Origin of the sequence: Roseobacter sp. MED193 (genome assembly GCF_000152965.1) — a bacterium.
GTDB lineage: Bacteria > Pseudomonadota > Alphaproteobacteria > Rhodobacterales > Rhodobacteraceae > Pseudophaeobacter.
The window spans coordinates 2,441,809-2,463,620 of record NZ_CH902583.1 but is presented as its reverse complement, the minus strand read 5'-3'; the positions used below and the strand labels follow the sequence as shown (position 1 = coordinate 2,463,620).

Genomic DNA, 21,812 nt, shown 5'->3' with positions numbered 1-21,812 from the left:
GCTTCAGGCCTGAGCATAGGCGCGGGCCCCAAAAATAGCAGAGCCAACCCGCACATGGGTGGCCCCATGGGCAATGGCCTGCTCAAAATCACTGCTCATCCCCATCGACAGACCGTCCAACCCATTGCGCGTAGCCATCTCCGCCAGCATGGTGAAATGTTTGGCTGCAACCTCGTCCACCGGCGGGATGCACATCAGGCCTTTGACAGGCAGATCCAGTGTTCGACATTCAGCGATGAAATCATCAGCCTCAGCTGGTAGGATCCCTGCCTTTTGCGGCTCTGCCCCAGTGTTGATCTGGATAAACAGATCGGGGCATTTACCCAGCTCCTGAGCCAGCCTTGCCAGGGTCTTGGCCAGTTTGGGGCGGTCCACTGTATGAATGGCGTTGAACAGCTCCATTGCCTGACGCGCCTTATTGGTTTGCAACGGGCCAATCAGATGCAGATCCAGATCGGTGTAGGTTTCGGCAAAATCAGGCCATTTGCCCAAAGCCTCCTGCACGCGGTTCTCACCAAAGCAGCGCTGGCCTTCGTCCAGCACCGCAGCAACCCGGTCGTTTGGCTGAACTTTGGAGACCGCGATCAGTGTTACTGATCCTGCGGGACGATCAGCAGCAGCCTCTGCCGCTGTGATACGGGTTTTGATTTCTTGCAGCGACATTTTGCATTCTCCGGTTTTAACGCCAGATCAACACTGTTTGGCAGCAAATGTTAAGAGCCAAACGAAAAGGGCGAGCTCTATTAAGAGCCCGCCCCCAATTCACGCTAAGCGTAGTTCAGCTTAGAAGCTGAAGTATACACCAGCCTGGAACTGGTTGTCGTTGTCTGCTTCGTCAACGTAGCCAGCAACGAAGGTAGCGCCGCCACCCAGGTCGTACTGGTAGTTGATGCCGAAGGAGGTGCCGTCAGCTGTGTCAGCTGCGGTAACAACACCGGAAACGTCGGTGGAGTTAACCCAAACCAGGATGTTGGAAGCAGCGCCGATGTCCATGTTACCTTCGAGGGTAACCGAGTCAGCCGCGTCAGTTGTACCGTAAGCGATTTTCGCGCCGAATGCACCGAAGTCACCGCCAGCAGCAACGAAAGTGATGTCGTTTGCAGCAACCGAAGAGGACTGAGCAGCAGCAGTTACATAGTAGTCCGAGAAGGAGTATGTAACCATGACGCCGGTACGGTCTTCACCGCCAGCTGTACCCAGAACGACACCGCCGTTACGCTGGGTGTAGGAAACGTGACCGGTGAAGCCGCCTACGGAGTACAGAGCTTCGATGCCGTTTACGCCGTTGCCGCCGGAGGAATATGCATCCCAGTTAAACGCGGTGCCGGTGCGGGATTTGATCGCCAGCGAGTGGAAACCCATGCCGTCGATGCCAGTGCCAGCGGAACGAGTACCGGTGGTGTACAGGCCAGGTGCGTTTTCAACAGCACCGATGATGTTGCCAACGTTGACAGCCAGGCCGCCGTAGGTCACGCCAAAACGTGCACCGTTAGCAGCGGTACCGCCAAATGCGCCACCGGATACAAGGCCATCACGGCTTTCGGACTGCAGACGGAAGCGAGCGTTGAAGCCAATGCCGCCGTCAGCTTCGGTGGACATGTCGAACTGCAGACGCAGACGGCTGGTGATGTTGGTTTCGGAAACACCAGCAACACGCTCGTTTGCGGAGTTATAGTCCAGGCCGAAACGGCCGTAGCCGGACATACGAACGTCGGCAGCTGCTACGGAAGCAGTGGCGATCAGCGCGGTAGTCGCGAAGAGAACTTTTTTCATCGATTTTTCCCTCGGTTTTCAATTCTGATGCCCAAACCGGGGAATCCGGTGTGGGTATGACAAGGGGTTTCGCTTTTTCACCCCCGTTTTGGCAAGAGCGCCCCATCCGCCAGCCAGCATTGCACTCGGGGATGGTGCAGCTTTGCCACAGTCTTATCCGCTGCCCCCCGCTTCGCAGGCTGAATCACGCAATTTCACGAACAAAGCCGCATTTTGCAGCCCAGTCCGCAGCCAGGCGCCCTCTTCCGTTTCTGCCCGCAATGGGTTGTGACCTATATATAACTGTCCGCCTGCACGATTCGCAGGAAGCTGCCTGCAGATGCTAAAGCCCTTGCTCCATAACCCGCCGATACGATAGGAGTTCCGCAAGATACTGGCGCCGGGAGCGACGATGACACTGCATAAGATAGTTAGGACGACCCTTGTTGGGGCTTTGTGCTTTGGTGTGGCAGCCTGTGGCGGGCGCGCAGACAGAACCGCCCCCCGCGGAACCGCACCACAGGAGTTCAACAACGACATTGATAGCGCGCAAAGCAGCAAGTCCTCGATCTGGGATCTGTTCGGCGGCACGCCGGATCAGAAGGTTCAGGTAAACCGCTACCTGTGGAATGCGTCCCTTGATGTTCTGGAATTCCTGCCCGTGCAATCTGTTGATCCATTCACTGGCGTCATCGTAACCGGCTATGGCACCCCGCCTGGCAGCGGCCGTTCCTATCGGGCTACCGTCCACATCAAGGATCCGGCACTGGATGCGCGCTCCCTGAATGTCTCGCTGCAAACAAAGGGTGGGCGCCCTGTCAGCGCATCGACAACCCGCGCTGTCGAGGATGCGATTCTATCCCGCGCACGCCAGCTGCGCATCGCTGACAAGAACCTCTGACACCCAAGCCACGAAGCTCTGGCACAGAGATCAAAACAACAGTATTACATGCGCCGGGTTACCACCCGGCGTTTTCATTCTTAAAGGACCAGTCGTGATGTCGCGCTACGCTGCCACCAAAATCGAAGAAAAATGGCAAAAGGCCTGGGATGAGGCTGGCATTTTTGAAGCCAAGCGTACGCCTGGCAAAGAGAAATACTATGTGCTCGAGATGTTCCCCTATCCATCGGGCAAGCTGCACATGGGCCACGTGCGCAACTACACCATGGGCGACGTGGTGGCGCGCTACAAGATGTCCACTGGCCACAACGTGCTGCATCCCATGGGCTGGGATGCCTTTGGCATGCCCGCAGAAAACGCAGCCATGGCGAGCGGCGGTCACCCCAAGGACTGGACCTACGCCAATATTGCCGCGATGAAAGAGCAGATGAAGCCTCTGGGCCTCTCGCTGGATTGGTCGCGCGAATTTGCCACCTGCGACGAAGATTACTACGGCCAGCAGCAGGCGCTGTTCCTCGATTTCCTCGACAAGGGGCTGGTCTACCGCAAGAACGCTGTGGTGAACTGGGATCCGGTCGATATGACCGTTTTGGCAAACGAACAGGTCGAAGCGGGGCGCGGCTGGCGCTCTGGTGCGCTGGTGGAACGGCGCGAGCTGACCCAGTGGTTCTTTAAGATCTCCGATTACTCAGAAGACCTGCTCTCGGCGCTGGAGGGGCTGCACGACTGGCCTGCCAAGGTGCGTTTGATGCAGGAAAACTGGATCGGCAAATCGCGCGGACTGCAATTCGGGTTTGAACGCTGCGATGGCGGTGCCCCGATTGATGTCTACACCACCCGCCCCGACACTCTGATGGGTGCCTCTTTTGTGGGTATCTCGCCAGATCACCCTATTGCCAAAGAACTCGAAACCAACTCAACTGAAGTGGCTGCATTTGTTGCGGAATGCCGCAAGGGTGGCACCACCGAAGAGGCCATCGAGACCGCAGAAAAGCTGGGCTACGACACTGGTATTCGGGTCAAACACCCGCTGAACCCGGATTGGGAACTGCCCGTCTGGATCGCCAATTTCATCCTGATGGATTACGGCACTGGCGCCATTTTTGCCTGCCCGGCGCATGACCAGCGTGACCTGGATTTCTGCCGCAAATATGACCTGCCGGTAAAGAATGCCTTTTACGCATTGGATGACGCCGTTCCTGTGGCGAATGAAGCCCTGGTCCCTGCCAAGTCAGAGAAGGTTCGCTGGGTCGATCACTTTGCCGGCCTGACCGAGGCCACCGGCGAAGAGGCGATCAACACCACCGTCGATTTCGCAGAAAAAGCGGGCTGGGGCGAAGGCGTCACCAAATACCGTCTGCGCGACTGGGGCCTGTCGCGTCAGCGCTATTGGGGCTGCCCGATTCCCGTCGTCCACTGTGAAGACTGTGGCGTGGTGCCGGAAAAGAAAGAAAACCTGCCGATTGCTCTGCCCTATGACGAAGACGGCAAGCCGATTGACTTCTCGGTGCCGGGGAATCCGCTGGATCGTCACCCCAGCTGGCGCAACTGCGCCTGCCCGGCCTGTGGCAAACCGGCCCAGCGCGAAACCGATACCATGGATACCTTTGTGGATTCGTCCTGGTATTTCAGCCGCTTTACTGCGCCACATGCCAAAACACCGACAATTCTACCTGAGGCTGAATACTGGATGAACGTAGACCAGTATATTGGCGGCGTGGAACATGCGATTCTGCACCTCCTCTATGCCCGTTTCTTCTCGCGGGCGATGAAGATCTGCGGTCACCTGCCGGATGGCTGTGAGGAGCCCTTTGACGCGCTGTTTACCCAAGGCATGGTGACCCATGCGATCTATCAAAGCACAGATGACACTGGCCGCCCGGTCTATCACTACCCAGAAGAGATTGAGCTGCGCGACGGTAAAGCCTTCCTCAAAGACAGTGGCGCCGAGGTCAAAACAATCCCCTCCGCCAAGATGTCGAAGTCCAAAAACAACGTGGTCAATCCGCTCTCGATCATCTCCTCCTATGGTGCCGATACAGCGCGCTGGTTTGTGCTGTCCGATTCTCCCCCCGAACGGGACGTGGAATGGACCGCCTCCGGTGCAGAGGCCGCCTATAAGCACCTCAACCGGGTTTGGAACCTCTGCGACAAAATCGGCCAGATGGAACCCGGAGCCACCGGACAGGGTGACGAAGAGTTGCTGCGTGAAATGCATAAAACTATTCGCGACGTGACCCTGGGTGTTGAAAGCTTTGGCTTTAACGCCTCCATTGCGCGGCTCTATGGGTTCACCAATACCCTGGCCAAATCCAAGGCCGGCCAGGCCGCGCAGAAACAGGCCATCATGACCCTGGCGCAGCTGATGTCGCCAATGGTGCCGCACCTGGCGGAAGATATCTGGGCCCATCAGGGTGGGACCGGCCTGATCACCACAGCCCCCTGGCCTGTCGCGGATGAGGCGATGCTGGTCGAAGACAGCGTCACCCTGCCGATCCAGATCAACGGCAAGCGCCGCGGCGAAATCACCGTGGCTGCCGATCTCGACAAAGCAGAGGTTGAAAAAATCGCCCTGGCACACGAAGCTGTACAAAAGGCGCTGAATGGCGGCGCCCCGAAAAAGGTCATCGTCGTGCCAGGTCGTATCGTCAATGTCGTTGCTTAAACAGCCCTTGCTTATCCTCACGCTGATCACCTCTTTGGTGGTCAGCGCCTGTGGATTTACGCCAGTGAATACACCTGGGGGCACCGGAGATGCGCTCTATGGAGAGGTCGTTATTGCCTTTCCCGACCTGCCCGATTCGACTGGTGACAGAAATGCCTATTTTTTAGTGCGGGATCTGGAACAACGTTTGGGACGGACCAGCAGTGGTAACTACCAGCTGGACCTGACACTCGCGACCAGAACGGAAGGCCAGGCGATTACCGCTGACAACTCAATCACCCGCTATTCGATTATCGGATCTGTCGGCTATAGCCTGACGCGCCAATCAGATGGCACGGTGATGGCCAGCGGAAGCGAGACCAATTTCACTGGCTACTCCGCCACCGGATCCACAGTGGAAACCCTGGCTGGTGAACGCGACGCTTTTGAACGCCTGATGCGTATCCTTGCGGATCAGATCGCCGCACGGCTGCTGGCAACAGCGGATCTGGCCACCCCAGCCGCCGAATGAAGCTTTCGCCGCGCGACACCGAGGCCTATTGCGCCAAGCCCGATCCCTCCAAGACCGGGCTGTTGATCTATGGCGCCGATGCCATGCGCGTGGCGCTGAAGCGGCAGCAGATGCTGGCAGCCCTGCTGGGCCCCGGCGCGGATGAGGAAATGCGCCTCAGCCGGATGCCCGGCTCCGATCTGCGCAAAGATCCCGCTCAGCTTTTGGATGCGGTCAAGGCCGTGGGCTTCTTTCCTGGCGCCCGCGCCGTCTTTGTGGAAGAGGCCAATGATACCGCAGCGCCTGCAATTCTTGCCGCCCTTGAGGAATGGCAGCCAGGGGATGCGCAGATCATCGTCACGGCAGGACAGCTCAAAGCCACCTCAAAACTGCGCAAAGGTTTTGAGGCACATAACAACGCCTATGCCACCGGTATCTATGATGATCCCCCATCGCGCGCGGAAATCGAACGTATTTTAAGCGGGGCGCAGATCCGCGATGTGCCAAGTGACAGCATGTCGGCGCTGACCGATATTGCAAACGACATTGGACCCGGTGATTTCTCGCGGATGATCGACAAGCTTTCGCTCTATAAACATGGCGATCGCGCCCCCCTATCTCTGGACGACATCCAGGCTGTGGCACCGCAGTCGACTGAGGCCGCCTTGGACGATGTGCTCAATGTGGTAGCAGAGGGACGCACCCCCGAGATCGGCCCTCTGATCAGCCGCTTGCAATCGCAAGGCACCAATGCGGTGACACTTTGTATTGGCGCCACCCGCCATTTTCGCACGCTTTACACTGTTGCCGCCGATCCTGGCGGCCCAGCCCAGGGCATCGGGCGGTTGCGGCCGCCCCTGTATGGAAAACGCCGCGACAGAGTGCTGCGACAGGCGCAGGGCTGGGGTGCTGATCGTCTGCAACGGGGCCTGACCATTTTGACCGACACCGATTTGGCGCTGCGATCCGCTGGCCAAACCGCACCCGCTTTGGCGCTGATGGAGCGTGCGCTTATCCGGTTGTCAATGCTGGGCCGCGCCCGTTAGAGCCGCAGATGCTCACTCCCAGACTATTGTGCCCTTGACCTATCGCCCGCAGACTTCATCTTAGCGGCAAGGAACAACAGGGAGAGATCATCATGTACACTGTCATCGGTACACCTATGTCGCGGAGTTTTCGGGTGCTGTGGACCCTTGAGGAGCTGGGCCAGCCTTATGAGCTGAACCCCGCTCCCCCCCAAAGCCCTGAGATCCTGCAGGTCAGTGCCTTGGGTAAAGTCCCGGCCTTGATTGAAGGCGACGAGGTGATCACCGATTCGACTGCGATCATCACTTATCTCGCTGATAAACATGGTGGCCTGACCGCCAAGGCCGGCACATTGGCCCGCGCCCATCAGGATGCCATGACACAGCGTTTTCTGGATGAGCTGGATGCCGTGTTGTGGACAGCGGCGCGCCACAGCTTTGCCCTGCCCAAGGATCAGCGCGTGCCCGAGGTGAAACCCAGCCTAAAATGGGAATTCAACCGAAACCTCGACCGGATCGAAGGTCAGATCAAAGGCCCCTATGTCATGGGAGAGGAGTTCACCATTGCAGACATCGTACTGACCCACTGTCTGAACTGGGCCTTTGGGGCCAAATTCCCGGTCGAGAACGAAGCTTTGCTGGCATATGGTAAGACGATGCGGGCGCGCCCTGGGCATCAACGGGTAGCTGCCCTCATGAAATAGCGGCAGACTCTGGCTCAAAGCGCAGCGAGATAACGTCTTGCGCCCTGCCCGGCCCAGCGTCCGGTGGCAAGACAAGCGGTCAAAAGATATCCGCCTGTCGGGGCCTCCCAATCCAGCATCTCTCCGGCACAAAACGTGCCGGGGCGTTTGACCAGCATCAGGTCCCTATCCAGCTCTGACCAGAGAATCCCTCCAGCGGTCGAAATTGCCTCATCCATGGGACGCAGACCTGCATGTTTCACCGGCAGCGCCTTGATCAAAGCAGCCAGGTCACCCGGTTCCTGCGGCAGCGGACGGCCAAATTCCTGTAGCAAAGCTGTCCGGCCCACCCCCAATTTCACGGCGCGGCGCAGATGCGTGGCGAGACTGGCCTTTCCACGGGGGCGCGCCAGGCGGGTCGCAACCTCCGCCTCCGAGAGATCAGGTAACAGGTCAACGCTCAGATCGGCCCCATCGCGCACAGCGGCACTCACCGTGTAGATACCTCCGCCCTCCAGCCTCCGCGCCGATATGACCGCCTCACCACGAGAGCAAATGTCGCCTGCCTGCCACTTCACGCCCTTTAGGGGCTGCCCCAACAGCGCCTGCATATGGGTTGACCAGTCGACGACCAGCCCCGCATTGGCAGGTTTGAACGGTGCCAGAGAAATCTCCTGCGCCGCCAAGATCTCGCTCCAGGCTCCATCCGAGCCCAGCCGCGCCCAGCTTGCGCCGCCCAGCGCCAGAACAGTACAGCGGGCCACGAGCTGCTGCGGGCCATGCGCTGTGTCAAAACACAAATCATCTCCCTGCCAGCCAGTCCAACGCCAGCGGGTTTCCCAGGTCACACCCTGGTTCTCCAGACGCGCCAACCAGGCGCGCAACAGGGGCGAGGCCTTCATCTTTTCCGGAAAAACCCGTCCGGTGGAGCCGGTAAACAGCGCCTCTCCCAAGCCCTGCGCCCACTCTTGTATCGCTGCGGCATCAAAGGCAGAGATGATTGGTGCGAGAGAGGTCGAGGCTCCCCTATACTGCGCGAGCAATCGCTCCAGGGGTTCGTCTTTGGTCAGGTTCAACCCGGATTTACCCGCCATCAGAAACTTGCGCCCCAGTGAGGGCTTGACCTCGACCAACAGCACGCTATGGCCAGCAGAGGCAAGCTCACCCGCCGCCATCAACCCCGCAGGCCCAGCGCCAATCACCACCGCATCCCATACCTGTCGCTGCTTCATAAGGCTCTCTTTCCTGACTGCTCTTCCAATCGCCTAGTCCAGGCATCTACGGCAAGTCGTAGCGAAAGACGAGGCTCCTATACCCCAGGAAACAGGCCTCAGCTCTGGCACATCTCAAGGATACCCCTGGCAATCTCAGGCTTGGCGGCCAGTGAATCAGACAGCAAGGCCTGCGCCTGTGCCATCAGTTCATCCGGTTCAATCAGGCGATCGACCAGCCCCCATGCGCAGGCCTCTGGTGCTTCGATCTTTTGCCCCGCTGCAAGTATCATCTTGGTCCGCGCCGGGCCAATCAACGCGCGCATCCGACCCGCATCGGAAGGCTGCGGCAGATAGCCGAGCTTCATCACCGGATAAAAGAACTTAGCCCCAGGCACCGCCAGACGGATATCACAGGCCAGCGCCATGCCATTGGCCCCCCCGGCCAAGGTGCCATTCAGGGCAGCGATCTTGAGGCAAGGCACAGCGGCCAACCCCGTTGACAGCCGTTCCCAAACGGTGGACGTCGCCAGCCCTGCGCGGGCTTCCTCCAGATCTGCCCCAGCGCTAAACACTTTACCGCTGCCTGTGAGGATCAGCCCCCGAGCCGCCTGCGCGCGGGTCACGATCTCGACGAGTTCTTCGAGCATCTGTGCTGTCAACGAATTGGCCTTTTCAGGCCGATTGATGGTAATGGTCCAGAGCCCCGCCTCGGATATATCCAGATCGATCATACCAAGCCAACCTTGCGACGGACCAAATCCAGACGCAAAGAGACCTCATCCCCTACAAATTCATCCGCATCTGGGCCACACATCCACAGTAGGGTCTTGGCTGGCCATTCCGCTGGAACGTGATCCTTCCAGTCAATTTGGCTCACCGGATTGATACCACTGGATTTAATCGCACGCTGCATGTCAGTGGCCACGGTGCCGGGCGACAGGCTGAGCACCCGAATGCCATTCTCTGCCTCTTCCAAATGCAGCGCCTTGGTCAGCATCAAAACCGCCGCCTTTGAGGCGCAATAAGCGCTCCAGCCCTCCAAGGCATTATAGGCCGCGCCAGAGCCGATATTGATGATGGTGCCCCCGGACCCAGACTTCATCAGAGGCAGGGCCGCATGGATACCGTTGAAGACGCCCTTGATGTTGACATCCATCAATTGACCCCAGGCTGCGGGATCGGCATCTTCGATGCGGGCGATCGGGTCGATCACCCCGGCATTGTTGATCAGCACATCCAGGCTACCAAAAGCCAGATGCGTCTGTTGCAGAGCCGCAGCCACCGCAGCAGGGTCCGAGACATCGCAAGCAAAGGCCAGCGTGTTTCCGCCGATCTCCTCAGCCAGGGCCGCCAGACTGTCGGCACTCCTTGCCAGCAAGGCCAGATTGGCGCCAGCCTGTGCAAATACACGCGCCGCATCCGCCCCAATGCCACGACTCGCACCAGTGATGACAACTGTTTTGCCCTTGATATCCATCAGGTAAATCTCCAAGTCCACTCATTCCAAATGTGGTAAACTGCTTAGGGGGAACGGTCCAGCCCCTGGCCCCTTGACGCCCTTCACGATGCGGTTGACCATAAGGACCATTGTATTTGCGTATAAGCAGAAAGGTTATCCTATGACAGTTTCCCTCGCGCGCGGCACGGGTGCTGCTGCGGTACTTATCATCTCAGCCCAAGGTGCATTTGCGGATGTCACTGCCCAGGATGTCTGGTCAGACTGGAAAGCCTATATGACCGGCACTGGCTACACTGTGACCGGCACCGAAAGCCAATCCGGTAATGTGCTGACGGTCAGCGACATTTCCATGACCATGCCTTTGCCCGATCAGGACGGCACCGGCGGGCTAACCATGCCCGAGATCCAGTTCATCGAGAACGGCGATGGCACTGTCAATGTGATGCTGCCGAAGGACTTCCCGATGACATTTGCCGGGGAAGGGGATGGCGAGATATTCTCAGCTGAAATCCTGTACTCCCATGACGGCAGCCCAATGGTTGTCTCAGGCGACACCTCTGCCATGACCTATGATTATGCCACCAGTCAGGCGACAATCACACTGGGTAAACTCATCGGTGACGGCGAAGAAATGCCTGAAGGCGCCCTAAAAGCCTCCGTTATGATTAGCGATTTCGCGGCCAATACCGTGATGCAGATCGCCGACCAGCGCAGCTATACCCAGACCTCCTCCATGGCCGAAGTCACCTACGACCTGGCGTTTCAGGACCCCGATTCTGACGATGCGGGCACTGTCACGGGCAGCCTGAAGAACGTAACAGGCACCGCCGTCAGCAGCATTCCTTCAGGATTGGACAGCCCTGAGATGCCTGCGCTGATCAAGGCCGGGCTAAGTGTCGATGCCAATGTGGCCTATACCGGTGGCAACAGCGCAATTTCCGTGACCGGCTCTGACAGCTTTGACATGCAAAGTACCTCTGCAGGGGGGAGTTTTGGCGTCACCATGAGCAAGGACGGATTGTCCTATGACATTGGTCAGAAAGATATCTCTGTAAATGTCTCCGGGTCGGAAATCCCCTTCCCACTGGCGCTCTCGATGGCGGAAACCGGGTTCAAACTGTTGATGCCCGTCAGCCAGTCCGATGAAGAACAAGACTTTGGTCTTGGTATCACACTGCGCGATTTTGCCGTCCCTGAAATGCTCTGGGGCATGGTCGACCCCACCGGCACCCTGCCACATGATCCGGCGACGATTGTGTTGGATCTGGCTGGTAAAGGCAAACTGCTGTTTGACATGTTCGACCCGGAATCGATGAAGGCCATGGAACGTGGTGCGCAAAAACCGGGTGAGTTCAACGCCGTCACCATCAGGCAACTGCTGGTAACCGCCGCTGGCGCCAAGCTGACCGGAACCGGTGACTTCACTTTCAATAACGAGGACCTGGTGACCTTTGACGGCATGCCTGCCCCTGATGGCTCCGCCAATATCGAACTGGTTGGTGCCAATGGGCTGATCGACAACCTGATCACAATGGGCTTGCTGAGCGACAGCGATGCCATGGGCGCGCGCATGATGATGGGCATGTTTGGTGTTCCTGGCGAGGGCGAAGACACCCTGACCTCGGAAATCAAGGTCTCCGAAGACGGCCAGATCCACGCCAATGGCCAGCGCATCAAATAAGCGACCGTTCTTTAAAAAAACCGCAATCAGGGCCGCCATGCGCGGCCCTTTTTTGTGCCACACCCTTGCGGCAAGTCTCGGGTCTGGCTAGCTCTTGTAGCAATCCAAATTCAGTAGGTGCCCATGACCCAGTCTCCCGAAGCGCTCTGCCACGCCCTGATTGACGCCGCCAAACGCGCTGGTGCCAATGCCGTAGATGCCATGGCCACCGAGGGCCGCTCCCTTAGCATTGAAGTCCGCGAAGGCAATCTGGAGCACGCCGAACGCTCAGAAGGTACCGATCTGGGGCTACGTGTCTTTATTGGCCAGCGTCAGGCGCAGGTCTCCTCTTCTGACAGTCGTCCCGAAACACTCCTGGCTATGGCCGAACGCGCCGTGGCCATGGCCCGCGAGGCCCCGGAAGATCCCTATAGCGGTTTGGCCAGCGCCGAACAGCTGGCCCAGAACTGGGATCTGGACGCGCTGCAACTTTGTGATCCCAGCCCAGAGCCCGCACCAGAGGCCCTGCAGCAGGACGCGCTTGCAGCCGAGGCCGCCTGTGCCGACATCGACGGTATCAGCCAGGTGCAGGCCGCTGGGGCCAGCTATGGCCATCATTCGGTCTATCTCGCCACCTCTAACGGGTTTGCCGGTGGCTACCAGCGCACAGGGCGTTCGCTGTCTTGTACTGGTATTGCAGGAACCGGCACCGGGATGGAGCGCGACTATGACGGTGATTCCCGCACCTTTCAAAGCGATCTGCGCAGCCCAGAGGATATTGGCCGTCTTGCAGGTGAACGCACCGTTGCGCGGCTCAATGCCCGGCGTCCACAAACCGGCAGCTACCCCGTTCTGTTTGACGAGCGCGTCTCCTCTTCGCTGATTGGTCATCTGCTTTCAGCCTCCAATGGTGCAGCTATCGCCCGTGGCTCATCCTGGCTGCAAGGCGCAGTGGGCGAACAGATCCTGCCGCAGAGCCTCTCGGTCATAGAGGACCCGCATCGCGCCCGGATTTCCGGCTCACGCCCCTTTGATGGCGAAGGCCTGGCAACACAGCAACGTTCGATCATTGAAAACGGCGTCCTAACCGGCTGGACTTTGGATCTGGCTTCGGCCCGGAAACTGGGCCTGCAAAGCACCGGAAATGCTGTGCGTGGTGTCGGATCGGTCCCCACCCCGTCAAACTGGAACGTCGCCCTGACCCAGGGTCACCAAAGCCGTGCAGAATTGATTGCAGAAATGGGCACCGGTCTTCTGGTAACCTCGCTGATCGGCTCGACCATTAACCCCAACACCGGAGATTACTCACGGGGGGCCTCAGGCTATTGGGTGGAAAACGGCGAAATCGCTTATCCGGTCAATGAGTGCACGATCGCGGGCAATCTGCGCGACATGCTCAAAACCCTTGTCCCGGCGAATGACGCCCGCACCTACCTGTCACGGGTGGTGCCCTCGCTCTTGGTCGAAGGAATGACCCTTGCCGGCAGCTGAAGACCTCACGCTCCTGATCCGGGCCGCCAAGGCCGCTGGAGACATAGCACTCAAATTTTCGGGCCCGACTGCGCAGCGGTGGGACAAGCCCGACGGCCAAGGTCCGGTGACCGAGGCCGATCTGGCGGTGAACGCCATGCTGGAAGACATGCTGCCAAAGGCGCGGCCCGCCTACGGCTGGCTGTCGGAGGAAAGCGAGGACAACGAGGCGCGATTGGGTAAGGACCACGTCTTTATCATTGATCCCATTGATGGCACCCGCAGTTTTGCCGAGGGCTCGGCCACCTGGGCCCATTCGCTGGCTGTGGCCAAACGGGGCGAAATCACTGCAGCAGTGATTTACCTGCCACAACGCGATCTGCTGTATACCGCTTCCAAAGGCGGGGGTGCCTTTTGCAACGGCGATAAAATCTCCGTCGCCGCCCCTTCGTCGCTCAGAGCCGCCCGGGTCCTGACTGCCAAACCTAACCTTGAGGCCCAGCACTGGCTGGGCAATGCCGCGCCAACTTTTCACCGCAGCTATCGCCCCTCACTGGCCTATCGGTTGGCCCGTGTCGCCGATGGTGGTTATAGCGCCATGCTGACACTACGGCGCAGCTGGGAATGGGATATTGCTGCCGGAGATCTGATCCTGCGCGAAGCCGGCGGGCTGATCAGCGACCGGCTCAATGCGCCCCTGTGTTTCAACAACCCCACACCCCTGCTGAACGGGGTTGTCGCGGCAACCCCCACAACCCATCTGGACCTGTTGCAAGCCCTGGATCCAAAGGGCCCCGGTATCGCCGGACAATGACTTGCGCAGATGACTGAGCCCCACTCCCTGTCCTCCCCCCCGCGCCCGCTAGGCGAAGTACTTTGGGTGCATGCCACCAGCATTGAACGCTTTATGGCGCTTTGCGATATTGGCCTGCGGCTCAAGGCGATGCGACCGGATCTGGTGGTACTCGCCACCTGGGAGGCCGAAATGGGAGAGGTTCCAGAGGCGGGCGGCTGCGACTTTTTGATCGGCCCCCTGCCTAGCGACCAATCCAGCGAGGCAAAGGCTTTCCTCGCTCAATGGCAGCCAGACCTGTGCCTCTGGGCTGGCGGCAACCTGCGCCGAGGTCTGTTGCGGCAAATGCGGGAACAGGGAATTTCTGCCCTGTTGGTGGATATTCTAGACCGTGAAATGCCCGCCCGAAAGCTGCGTTGGTTGCCGGATCAGCGCTATCGAATTTTTAGCGGCTTTGATGCCATTTTCACCCCGTCACAAACCGTGCGCAACCAGCTGTTGCGTGGGCCGTTGCCTGCTGACCAAGTGATGCTGACCAGTCGCTTGCGGCTCTCTACCGTGCCGCCCGGATGCGACCACGATGCACTCTCGACCCTCCAACAAGCCCTCGGCAGCCGTCCCGTCTGGCTGGCCGCACGCGCCCAATTGGAAGAACTGCCAACCCTGCTGGAGGCCCATCGCACGGCCCTCAGGATGTTGCACCGGATGCTGCTGGTTGTTGCCCTGGACGACCCCCAAAGCCGTGCCCGCGCCCGCAATCTCATTGTGGCCAGCGGGTTGCAATGCGCTGATTGGGACGCTGGGGAGGAGATGGATGACTACACCCAGATCCTGATTACAGACAGCACTAACCTTGGGCTCTGGTACCGACTGGCTCCTGTCTCTCTTCTGGCCTCCAGCCTGGCACCAGAGATGCCAGGACAAAATCCTCTGGATGCGCTTGCACTGGGATCGGTGGTGCTTCATGGGCCAGCCAGCGGCCACCACAGCGCAATCTATGATCAACTGGCGGCGCTGAAAGCCACTAAACAAGTGAGTAGCGCAGAGGAGTTGGCCGAAATGGTGATCCATCTGTCTGCCCCTGACATGGCAGCCAAGCGCGCCCTGGCCGGCTGGACCGTCGTGACCGAGGGCGCGGAAATGACCGATCAACTGATAGAGAGAGTTCAGGACATCCTGGACCTGCGCGAGGACCAAAATGCGACCTCCTGAGTTCTGGAACAAAGCCCCCAATCAGTTTGATCTGCGCCGCCTATTGCTGGCACCGCTGGGATGGATCTATGCCGCTGCAACTGCGAAGCGGTTACGTGCCCCAGGCTATCAGGCCTCTGTTTCGGTGATCTGCGTTGGCAATCTCAATGCCGGGGGGACCGGCAAAACTCCGACGGTAATATGGCTCCTGGAGGCCCTGCGCGCCCTAGGGCATGAGCCCCATGTGGTCACCCGCGGCTATGGGGGGCGTTTGCAGGGACCGATAGCCGTGGATCCCGGCAAACACCGCGCCCAGGACTGCGGCGACGAACCGCTACTGCTGGCGGCCTTTGGCGAGGTCTGGGTCGCTCGTGATCGGGCCGCAGGTGTCCAGGCGGCAGAAGCCGCAGGGGCCACGGTCATTCTGCTGGACGACGGATTCCAAAACCCCAGTGTGACCAAAGATCTGTCGCTTGTGGTAGTGGATGCCGCCCGCGGTTTTGGCAATGGTTCCTGCCTGCCTGCAGGCCCCCTGCGCGAACCTGTAGAGCCGGGTCTGCGCCGTGCCGATCTGGTGCTTTCCATCGGCGATGAGACGGCTCAGGAGAGCTTCTCCAGTATGTGGGGCAACAGCCTACAGGGCCTCCCCCATGCACAGGCCGCACTGGAACCGCTGCAAACGGGAATGCCCTGGAAAGGCACACCTGTGCTGGCCTTTGCCGGCATTGGGCACCCGCAAAAATTCTTTGATACCCTGCGGAGGCTGGGCGCCAAGATCATCCACGCCGAGGCACTGGATGATCACCAGCCGTTGTCTACGGCACTGATGACCCGGCTGGAGGCTGATGCCAAAATGCGGGGTGCTCAGCTGGTCACCACCGAAAAAGACGCCGTGCGCCTGCCTGCAAGTTTCCGTCATAAGGTGATCACCTTGCCTGTTCGCTTGCAGATCCCCGATGACCAGGCTCTCATCGAGCAGCTCAAGACTATTGCCCCAGCACCTTAACCATCCGTCCTGAGCCAGCCCCATGATCCCCAAAAACAAAGCCCGAGGTTTCCCCCGGGCTTTGGCATCCATGTGATCCAGTGGCTGGGTTAGCCTTCCAGTTCGGCGTCAATCAGGGCTTTGAAGTCTTCATAAGACTGATTGGAAATTCTGGTGCCGTTCAACACAAAAGAAGGAGTAGCTTCGACACCGTCCGCTGTTGCGTTTTCCTGATACCAAGCAACCAATGTCTGCGCCTTCGTGCCATCCTGCAAGCAGGCCTCGACCGTATCTTTGTCAAGCCCGGCAATACCACCGATTTTACGCAGCGCGTCGATGATCTCTGATGCGCCACCTGCGCGGCTCCAGTCGGACTGACCTTTGTAGATCAGGTCGCTGATACCAAAGAACTTTTCAGGTCCACCACAGCGCGCAATCATAGAGGCCCAGAGACCGTAGCGATCAAAGTAGACCTCACGGTAGATGAGTTTCATCTTGCCGGTGTCGATATACTCTTCCTTGAGCTGCTTCAAAACACCGGTGTGAAAATTGGCGCAATGGGGACAGGTGTAGGAGGCATATTCGATCAGGGTGACAGGCGCGTCTTCTGCTCCCATAACCATTTCGGTGATGGTGGAGGTGTCAACCTCGGCCTCTTGTGCAGAGGCAGCCCCCACCAGGGGCAGATCAGGCAGGCGGGTTTGGCTGTTGTAACCAGTGACCGCATAGGCTCCGGCAGCAAGCGCCACCGCAGCAAAAACACCAGACATAAGACGGGTCATTCATACCTCTTTCGTTCAGTTTTCTTCTTTGTCAGAACATTGCGCCCCAACCGCTCCAGCGCGGCGCGCAACTCTTCGTTTTCAACCCCTTGAGCAGCCTGCGCGGCCGCAGCCTGATCCTGCGGATCAACAGGCGCCAGTTTTTGCACTTTGGGGGCGTGTTTGAATTCTACCTGGCCATCGGAAAATCCGGTGGGCGCCGTCTGGGTGATCCATACCTTTGAGATCGCATTGTAGCCATAGACCGCGTTTACCTTTTCGCGCAGGCGTTCTTTTTGCATCTCCAGTATTGGCGCATTGGCGCCATTGGTCAGCACCGTCAGGGTGGCACCAAAGGAACTGCGCCCGTAGCCGACCTTGACGGGGCGGGCGATCGTCGCGATGTCGGGTCCAGCGATCTCTTCCCAATGGGTCAGCAGACGCGACACTGCAAAACCACGACTTTCGCCCGCCTTGCGGATCTGATCCGAAAGGAGTCGAGAGGTGCGAGAGAACCCGCGCGTGGTGCTGCGCCTAAATGCCATAGATATGGTTTTGCGTGACTGGTCCCCCTATTGTAAAGGGGCGACAAACAACCGTCAGCAAAACAACGCCATCGAGGGGTAAAGAATGCGTGATATGGACAAGTTTCCGGCCCCAGTTGCGACACCGCAAGCAGCAGAAACGGAGTTGAACCAACAGTTGCTCGGCTGGTATGACCGCAACGCCCGCACCATGCCCTGGCGGGTCTCTCCGGCGGATCGCGCCCGTGGGTTGCGCCCAGACCCCTATCGGGTCTGGCTCAGTGAGGTGATGTTGCAGCAGACCACGGTTGCCGCCGTAACAGAGTATTTCCAGCGGTTTACTCGGCGCTGGCCCTCAGTTCTGGATCTGGCCGCTGCACAGGATGCCGAGGTGATGGCCGAATGGGCCGGGCTAGGCTATTATGCCCGCGCTCGTAACCTGCTGAAATGTGCCCGTGTGGTGGCCCAGGAGCTGGAGGGCACTTTCCCGGACAGCTATGATGCACTGCTGAAACTGCCCGGCATCGGCCCCTATACCGCAGCCGCAGTTGCTTCGATCGCCTTTGACCGCGCCGAAACAGTGCTGGATGGCAATGTAGAGCGAGTGATGGCACGACTGCATGACATTCATGATCCGTTACCCGCCGTAAAACCGGTTCTAAAAGAGCACGCAGGCGTCCTGACACCGCAGCTCCGTCCCGGCGATTATGCCCAGGCGGTGATGGATCTGGGCGCGACCATCTGCACCCCCAAAAACCCTGCCTGTGGGATTTGCCCCTGGCGCAGCCCCTGTCAGGCGCGGATTGCAGGTACCGCCCCGGAGTTGCCGAAAAAGACCCCAAAACAGCCTAAACCCACACGGCTGGGTCTCGCCTATCTTGCCCGCCGTGCTGATGGCGCCTGGCTGTTGGAGCGCCGCCCTGACAAAGGGCTGCTGGGGGGTATGCTGGGCTGGCCTGGGTCCGAATGGAACGCGGCCCCAGACCCCCGCCCCCCGTTTGAGGCGAACTGGCAGGATCTAGGGGGAGAGGTGCGCCATACCTTCACTCATTTTCACCTGATTCTGCAGGTGAAGCTGGCCGAACTTCCCTCTGGGTATAATCTCAGCCCCGGGCAGGAGCTGCTGACGCGGCATGCGTTTCGCCCCCAAGACCTCCCTACCGTGATGCGCAAGGCGTTTGATCTTTGGGCTGGATCAGAATTCAACCCAGGTCCAAACGGTTAACCCCGGACAGAGAGCTGCCCACTGCAACCATTGGTCACCCTTCAGCCCCCTTGGGTTTCGCTCAGAACAGGCCTAGTCTCAGCCCCATCCCACATGGAGCCTGGTCTCAGGCCGCTGATTTTGGAGTCTGACCGATGATCGACGCTGATATCCTTCCGCGCTGGCAATCTGCCCTGCCCTTTTGGCTCTCCTTTTTGCTGCTGCCGCTGATCTGGATGGCCGCCCTGTTTGGCGGCTGGATCATCCTGCTGCCGCCGCTGGTAACCTGGTATCTGTTTGCCGTGTTGGATGGTATCCTGGGGCTCAACCTAGAAAATGCAGACCCGGCAACACCCGAAGACGATCTGGACTGGTACCGCAGGCTGACAACCGCCTGGGTGCCCTTGCAGTTCCTCACTTTGTTTGGCCTGATCTGGTATGTCAGCGATGCCAGCCACCTGTCCGGGTTAGAGAAATTCGGGGTGTTCTTTGGGACCGGCGTGATCACCGGAACCATTGGCATCAACTACAGTCACGAGTTGATGCACCAGCGCAACCGGCTGGAACGTAACCTGGCAGATCTCTTGCTGGCTATGGTGCTCTATTCCCATTTCCGCTCCGAGCACTTGCTGGTGCACCATCGCTATGTGGGCACCCCACGTGACCCGGTCACTGCGCGCTACAATGAAGGGTTTCACCGGTTCTACCCGCGGGTTCTGCAGCAATGCTGGCTATCAGCCTTTCGCGCCGAAAAGGAGAAACTCGCCAAAAAGAACCTGCCCTGGACCAATGGCAAGAACCCTTTCTTTCGTTACTGGGGATTGCAGGCAGCCATGCTGGTTCTGGCTGTGATTTTAGGGGGGCTATCGGGTTTGGTGCTGTTCTTGGTACAGGCCGGAGTGGCCATCTGGCAACTAGAACTGGTCAACTACGTGGAACACTACGGTCTGACCCGCAAACACATCGGCGAGGGTAAATACGAACATGTTCGCCCACACCATTCCTGGAATGCGGCCCATAAAGCCTCGAACTGGTTGCTGATCAACCTGCAACGCCACTCTGACCATCACTACCGCCCGGATCGGCGGTTTCCGCTGCTGCAGAACTATACAACGGCCGATGCCCCGCAGCTGCCCTATGGCTATCCAGTGATGACGGTGATGGCGATGATCCCACCACTGTGGCGACGCGTAATGAACCCAAGGGTTCGACGTTGGCGCCAGATGTATTACCCAGAGATCACTGACTGGAGCGGCTACAACAAGGCCAAAACCCCAATGCCACGCTCCTGAGTTGGAGTGCCATAGGCGCAGAAACGAAAAGAACACCGACCCGCCCAAGGGTCAGTGTTCTTTCGCAGCCCCTTGGCAAGAGACTTTAAGGAAGCACAGGTTGAAAGTGGACTTGGACGGACAACTCTCTCGCTGTACAGCAACAGGGGCATCCTGCAATCACAATCCTAACAGGATGATAACAAACAATATCAACCTAAGGGTGAATATGTAAGTGCTTGAATTTGATACACTAAATATTCAGCTCACCCATGACCCACAACTAACAACAGTGAGAATACCTTTGGGTTGTGGTAGAATCACCGTTTCGCCCAAACCTTCATAACATCATCCAGACCACGTACTTCCTGATCAGGGTGGCACTCAAAACCGTTGCCGATATCTGAGGTCGGCTGTTCATGCTCGGCTTGCAAGCGCAGCTCATCACTCATCACAATCGAAGTCTGCAACCGCCGGGTCATCTCCTCCAGCCGGGCAGCAACATTCACGGCGGTGCCAATTACTGCGTATTCTAAACGGTTGGCGCCAATATCCCCTAGCAGGGTCTCACCGTAGTGAATGCCAATCCCAGCCTGGATTTCCGGCTCCCCCAGACGGCGCCGTTCCCGGTTCCAGATCTCGAGTGACTTTTGCATCGCCAGCGCGCAGTCCAGCGCATTGCTGGCGTCGCGTTCGCCGGCCGAAGGGGTGCCAAAAGTCGCCATCAACCCATCGCCCAGATATTTGTCGAGCGTCCCATTATGACGGAACACTTCACGCTCCATCCGGCCATGGAATCCGCGCAACAAGGCAATCACCTGATGCGGGTCACGCCCGGCGGCAAGTCGGGTAAAGCCGATGATATCAATAAACAGAACCGCAACATTCTGGATCTTTACCTGTTTCAGCGGCTCATCATTTTGCGATAGTTGATCAACCACATTGGGCGAAAAGTAGCGAGACAGGTTTGCCCGCTCCCGTTCAAGCCCTGCGTTGTTCAACAGCAGGATATTGGTACGGCGCGCCGATATCGCCAGGGTGATGGCCACGATAAGGAAGACAATGACCTCCTGGATCCGCAACTGAAGGACGTAGCTGTTGGGATCCAGAAACTTCAACATACTGGAGTCAGCGCCAATGGCCTCAACCACTGCCTCAGTAAGTCCCGGCGTGGGTGTAGTAAACCACCACGACAGGGCCATAGCTCCCAGCCACATGACAAAGGTCCAGACCCCGATGGCAATAACTGTGCGCCAGGAATAGGCCATAGTGCCCACTGCCAGAATCACAAAGAAATAAAGGAAATTGTCAAACCGGTACTGCATCGCCAGCGGCATGGTATCGACGCTCAGCGGGTTCGGCCCAACCATCCCCAGAGTCATCAGGAAAAGATCGATAAAGATCAGCAACAGTTCCAGGCGTGACCGCCCGACGCGCCCGACACGCTGGATAAACCAGCCATTCAGGCACAACAGCGCCATAATGCCGATGTGGTAAATCACTTCAAAATACGGATGGACGATAACAACAAAGACGGCAAAAATTGCCATCGCGACCCAGCGCGCTCTCACCGCCAGCTCCAAACCTTCGCGTTTGTGATTTTCCAGCGCAGTCAAGACATATTGGGTCTCAGGCGTGTCTTCGACCTCCGCCGCCCGCGACAAATCGATCAATCTGGATTTGGTCGGTGTCATTGCGGTGTCAGTCATCAGGCGATCCCTATTGCTGCGCCCTAGATAGGCAGTCTGGCACCAGCATACATCC

20 protein-coding genes are annotated in these 21,812 nt (G+C 58.6%); 12 read left to right on the top strand and 8 right to left on the bottom strand.

Annotated elements, in window-relative coordinates:
• Positions 1–3: 3 nt before the first annotated feature.
• Positions 4–663, bottom strand: coding sequence for a YggS family pyridoxal phosphate-dependent enzyme (locus tag MED193_RS14205; protein WP_009810433.1), 660 nt, complete (start codon positions 661–663; stop codon positions 4–6).
• 120 nt (positions 664–783) lie between these two features.
• A complete protein-coding gene (locus MED193_RS14200; protein WP_009810432.1) occupies positions 784–1,773 on the bottom strand; it encodes a porin in 990 nt (329 codons plus the stop codon).
• 391 nt (positions 1,774–2,164) lie between these two features.
• On the opposite strand from MED193_RS14200, the gene MED193_RS14195 reads away from it, so the two are divergent.
• From MED193_RS14195 to MED193_RS14175, 5 genes are all read left to right on the top strand, one after another.
• The gene (locus tag MED193_RS14195; RefSeq protein ID WP_009810431.1) at positions 2,165–2,653 is read left to right on the top strand and encodes a DUF3576 domain-containing protein; all 489 of its coding nucleotides are present in this window, start codon (positions 2,165–2,167) and stop codon (positions 2,651–2,653) included.
• 97 nt (positions 2,654–2,750) lie between these two features.
• Positions 2,751–5,318: a leucine--tRNA ligase gene (leuS, locus tag MED193_RS14190; protein ID WP_009810430.1), complete on the top strand. Its 2,568-nt coding sequence runs from the start codon at positions 2,751–2,753 to the stop codon at positions 5,316–5,318.
• Entirely contained in the window at positions 5,305–5,829 is a 525-nt protein-coding gene (gene lptE, locus MED193_RS14185; RefSeq protein ID WP_009810429.1) for an LPS assembly lipoprotein LptE, read from the top strand. The genes leuS and lptE overlap by 14 nt, the downstream gene beginning before the upstream one ends.
• Positions 5,826–6,854, top strand: a complete 1,029-nt coding sequence (gene holA / locus MED193_RS14180; protein ID WP_009810428.1) for a DNA polymerase III subunit delta — start codon at positions 5,826–5,828, stop codon at positions 6,852–6,854. Before lptE ends, holA begins: the two co-directional genes overlap by 4 nt.
• A gap of 92 nt (positions 6,855–6,946) precedes the next feature.
• The gene (locus MED193_RS14175) at positions 6,947–7,537 is read left to right on the top strand and encodes a glutathione S-transferase family protein (RefSeq protein ID WP_039966205.1); all 591 of its coding nucleotides are present in this window, start codon (positions 6,947–6,949) and stop codon (positions 7,535–7,537) included.
• A gap of 14 nt (positions 7,538–7,551) precedes the next feature.
• Here MED193_RS14175 and MED193_RS14170 read toward each other — a convergent pair whose 3' ends face one another.
• From MED193_RS14170 to MED193_RS14160, 3 genes are all read right to left on the bottom strand, one after another.
• Positions 7,552–8,748 (bottom strand): TIGR03862 family flavoprotein, encoded by a 1,197-nt coding sequence (locus MED193_RS14170; protein WP_009810426.1) that lies wholly within the window; start codon positions 8,746–8,748, stop codon positions 7,552–7,554.
• A 98-nt stretch (positions 8,749–8,846) separates the two neighbouring features.
• Positions 8,847–9,461, bottom strand: a complete 615-nt coding sequence (locus tag MED193_RS14165; protein WP_009810425.1) for an enoyl-CoA hydratase/isomerase family protein — start codon at positions 9,459–9,461, stop codon at positions 8,847–8,849.
• Positions 9,458–10,207, bottom strand: a complete 750-nt coding sequence (locus MED193_RS14160) for an SDR family oxidoreductase (protein ID WP_039966204.1) — start codon at positions 10,205–10,207, stop codon at positions 9,458–9,460. Before MED193_RS14160 ends, MED193_RS14165 begins: the two co-directional genes overlap by 4 nt.
• A 142-nt stretch (positions 10,208–10,349) precedes the next feature.
• Here MED193_RS14160 and MED193_RS14155 point away from each other — a divergent pair, with 142 nt between their 5' ends.
• The 5 genes from MED193_RS14155 to lpxK all read left to right on the top strand — a co-directional run bounded on the left by MED193_RS14155 (position 10,350) and on the right by lpxK (position 16,309).
• A complete protein-coding gene (locus MED193_RS14155; RefSeq protein ID WP_009810423.1) occupies positions 10,350–11,870 on the top strand; it encodes a DUF2125 domain-containing protein in 1,521 nt (506 codons plus the stop codon).
• Between the two features lie 123 nt (positions 11,871–11,993).
• Complete coding sequence (locus tag MED193_RS14150) at positions 11,994–13,340, top strand: TldD/PmbA family protein (protein WP_009810422.1); 1,347 nt, start codon at positions 11,994–11,996, stop codon at positions 13,338–13,340.
• Positions 13,327–14,133 (top strand): 3'(2'),5'-bisphosphate nucleotidase CysQ, encoded by an 807-nt coding sequence (locus tag MED193_RS14145; protein ID WP_009810421.1) that lies wholly within the window; start codon positions 13,327–13,329, stop codon positions 14,131–14,133. Before MED193_RS14150 ends, MED193_RS14145 begins: the two co-directional genes overlap by 14 nt.
• A 9-nt stretch (positions 14,134–14,142) precedes the next feature.
• On the top strand, positions 14,143–15,324 hold the full coding sequence (locus MED193_RS14140) for a 3-deoxy-D-manno-octulosonic acid transferase (protein WP_039966203.1): 1,182 nt from the start codon (positions 14,143–14,145) through the stop codon (positions 15,322–15,324).
• A complete protein-coding gene (gene lpxK / locus MED193_RS14135; protein ID WP_009810419.1) occupies positions 15,311–16,309 on the top strand; it encodes a tetraacyldisaccharide 4'-kinase in 999 nt (332 codons plus the stop codon). Before MED193_RS14140 ends, lpxK begins: the two co-directional genes overlap by 14 nt.
• A gap of 89 nt (positions 16,310–16,398) precedes the next feature.
• On the opposite strand, the gene MED193_RS14130 is transcribed toward lpxK, so the two are convergent.
• Positions 16,399–17,070, bottom strand: a complete 672-nt coding sequence (locus tag MED193_RS14130) for a DsbA family protein (protein ID WP_009810418.1) — start codon at positions 17,068–17,070, stop codon at positions 16,399–16,401.
• On the bottom strand, positions 17,067–17,594 hold the full coding sequence (locus MED193_RS14125; protein ID WP_009810417.1) for a DUF721 domain-containing protein: 528 nt from the start codon (positions 17,592–17,594) through the stop codon (positions 17,067–17,069). The genes MED193_RS14130 and MED193_RS14125 overlap by 4 nt, the downstream gene beginning before the upstream one ends.
• Positions 17,595–17,679: 85 nt before the next feature.
• Here MED193_RS14125 and mutY point away from each other — a divergent pair, with 85 nt between their 5' ends.
• Both mutY and MED193_RS14115 read left to right on the top strand, forming a co-directional pair.
• Positions 17,680–18,798, top strand: a complete 1,119-nt coding sequence (mutY, locus tag MED193_RS14120; protein ID WP_009810416.1) for an A/G-specific adenine glycosylase — start codon at positions 17,680–17,682, stop codon at positions 18,796–18,798.
• A gap of 134 nt (positions 18,799–18,932) precedes the next feature.
• On the top strand, positions 18,933–20,069 hold the full coding sequence (locus MED193_RS14115; RefSeq protein WP_009810415.1) for an alkane 1-monooxygenase: 1,137 nt from the start codon (positions 18,933–18,935) through the stop codon (positions 20,067–20,069).
• Positions 20,070–20,368: 299 nt separating this feature from the next.
• On the opposite strand, the gene MED193_RS14110 is transcribed toward MED193_RS14115, so the two are convergent.
• Positions 20,369–21,757, bottom strand: a complete 1,389-nt coding sequence (locus MED193_RS14110; RefSeq protein WP_009810414.1) for an adenylate/guanylate cyclase domain-containing protein — start codon at positions 21,755–21,757, stop codon at positions 20,369–20,371.
• Positions 21,758–21,812 lie beyond the last annotated feature (55 nt).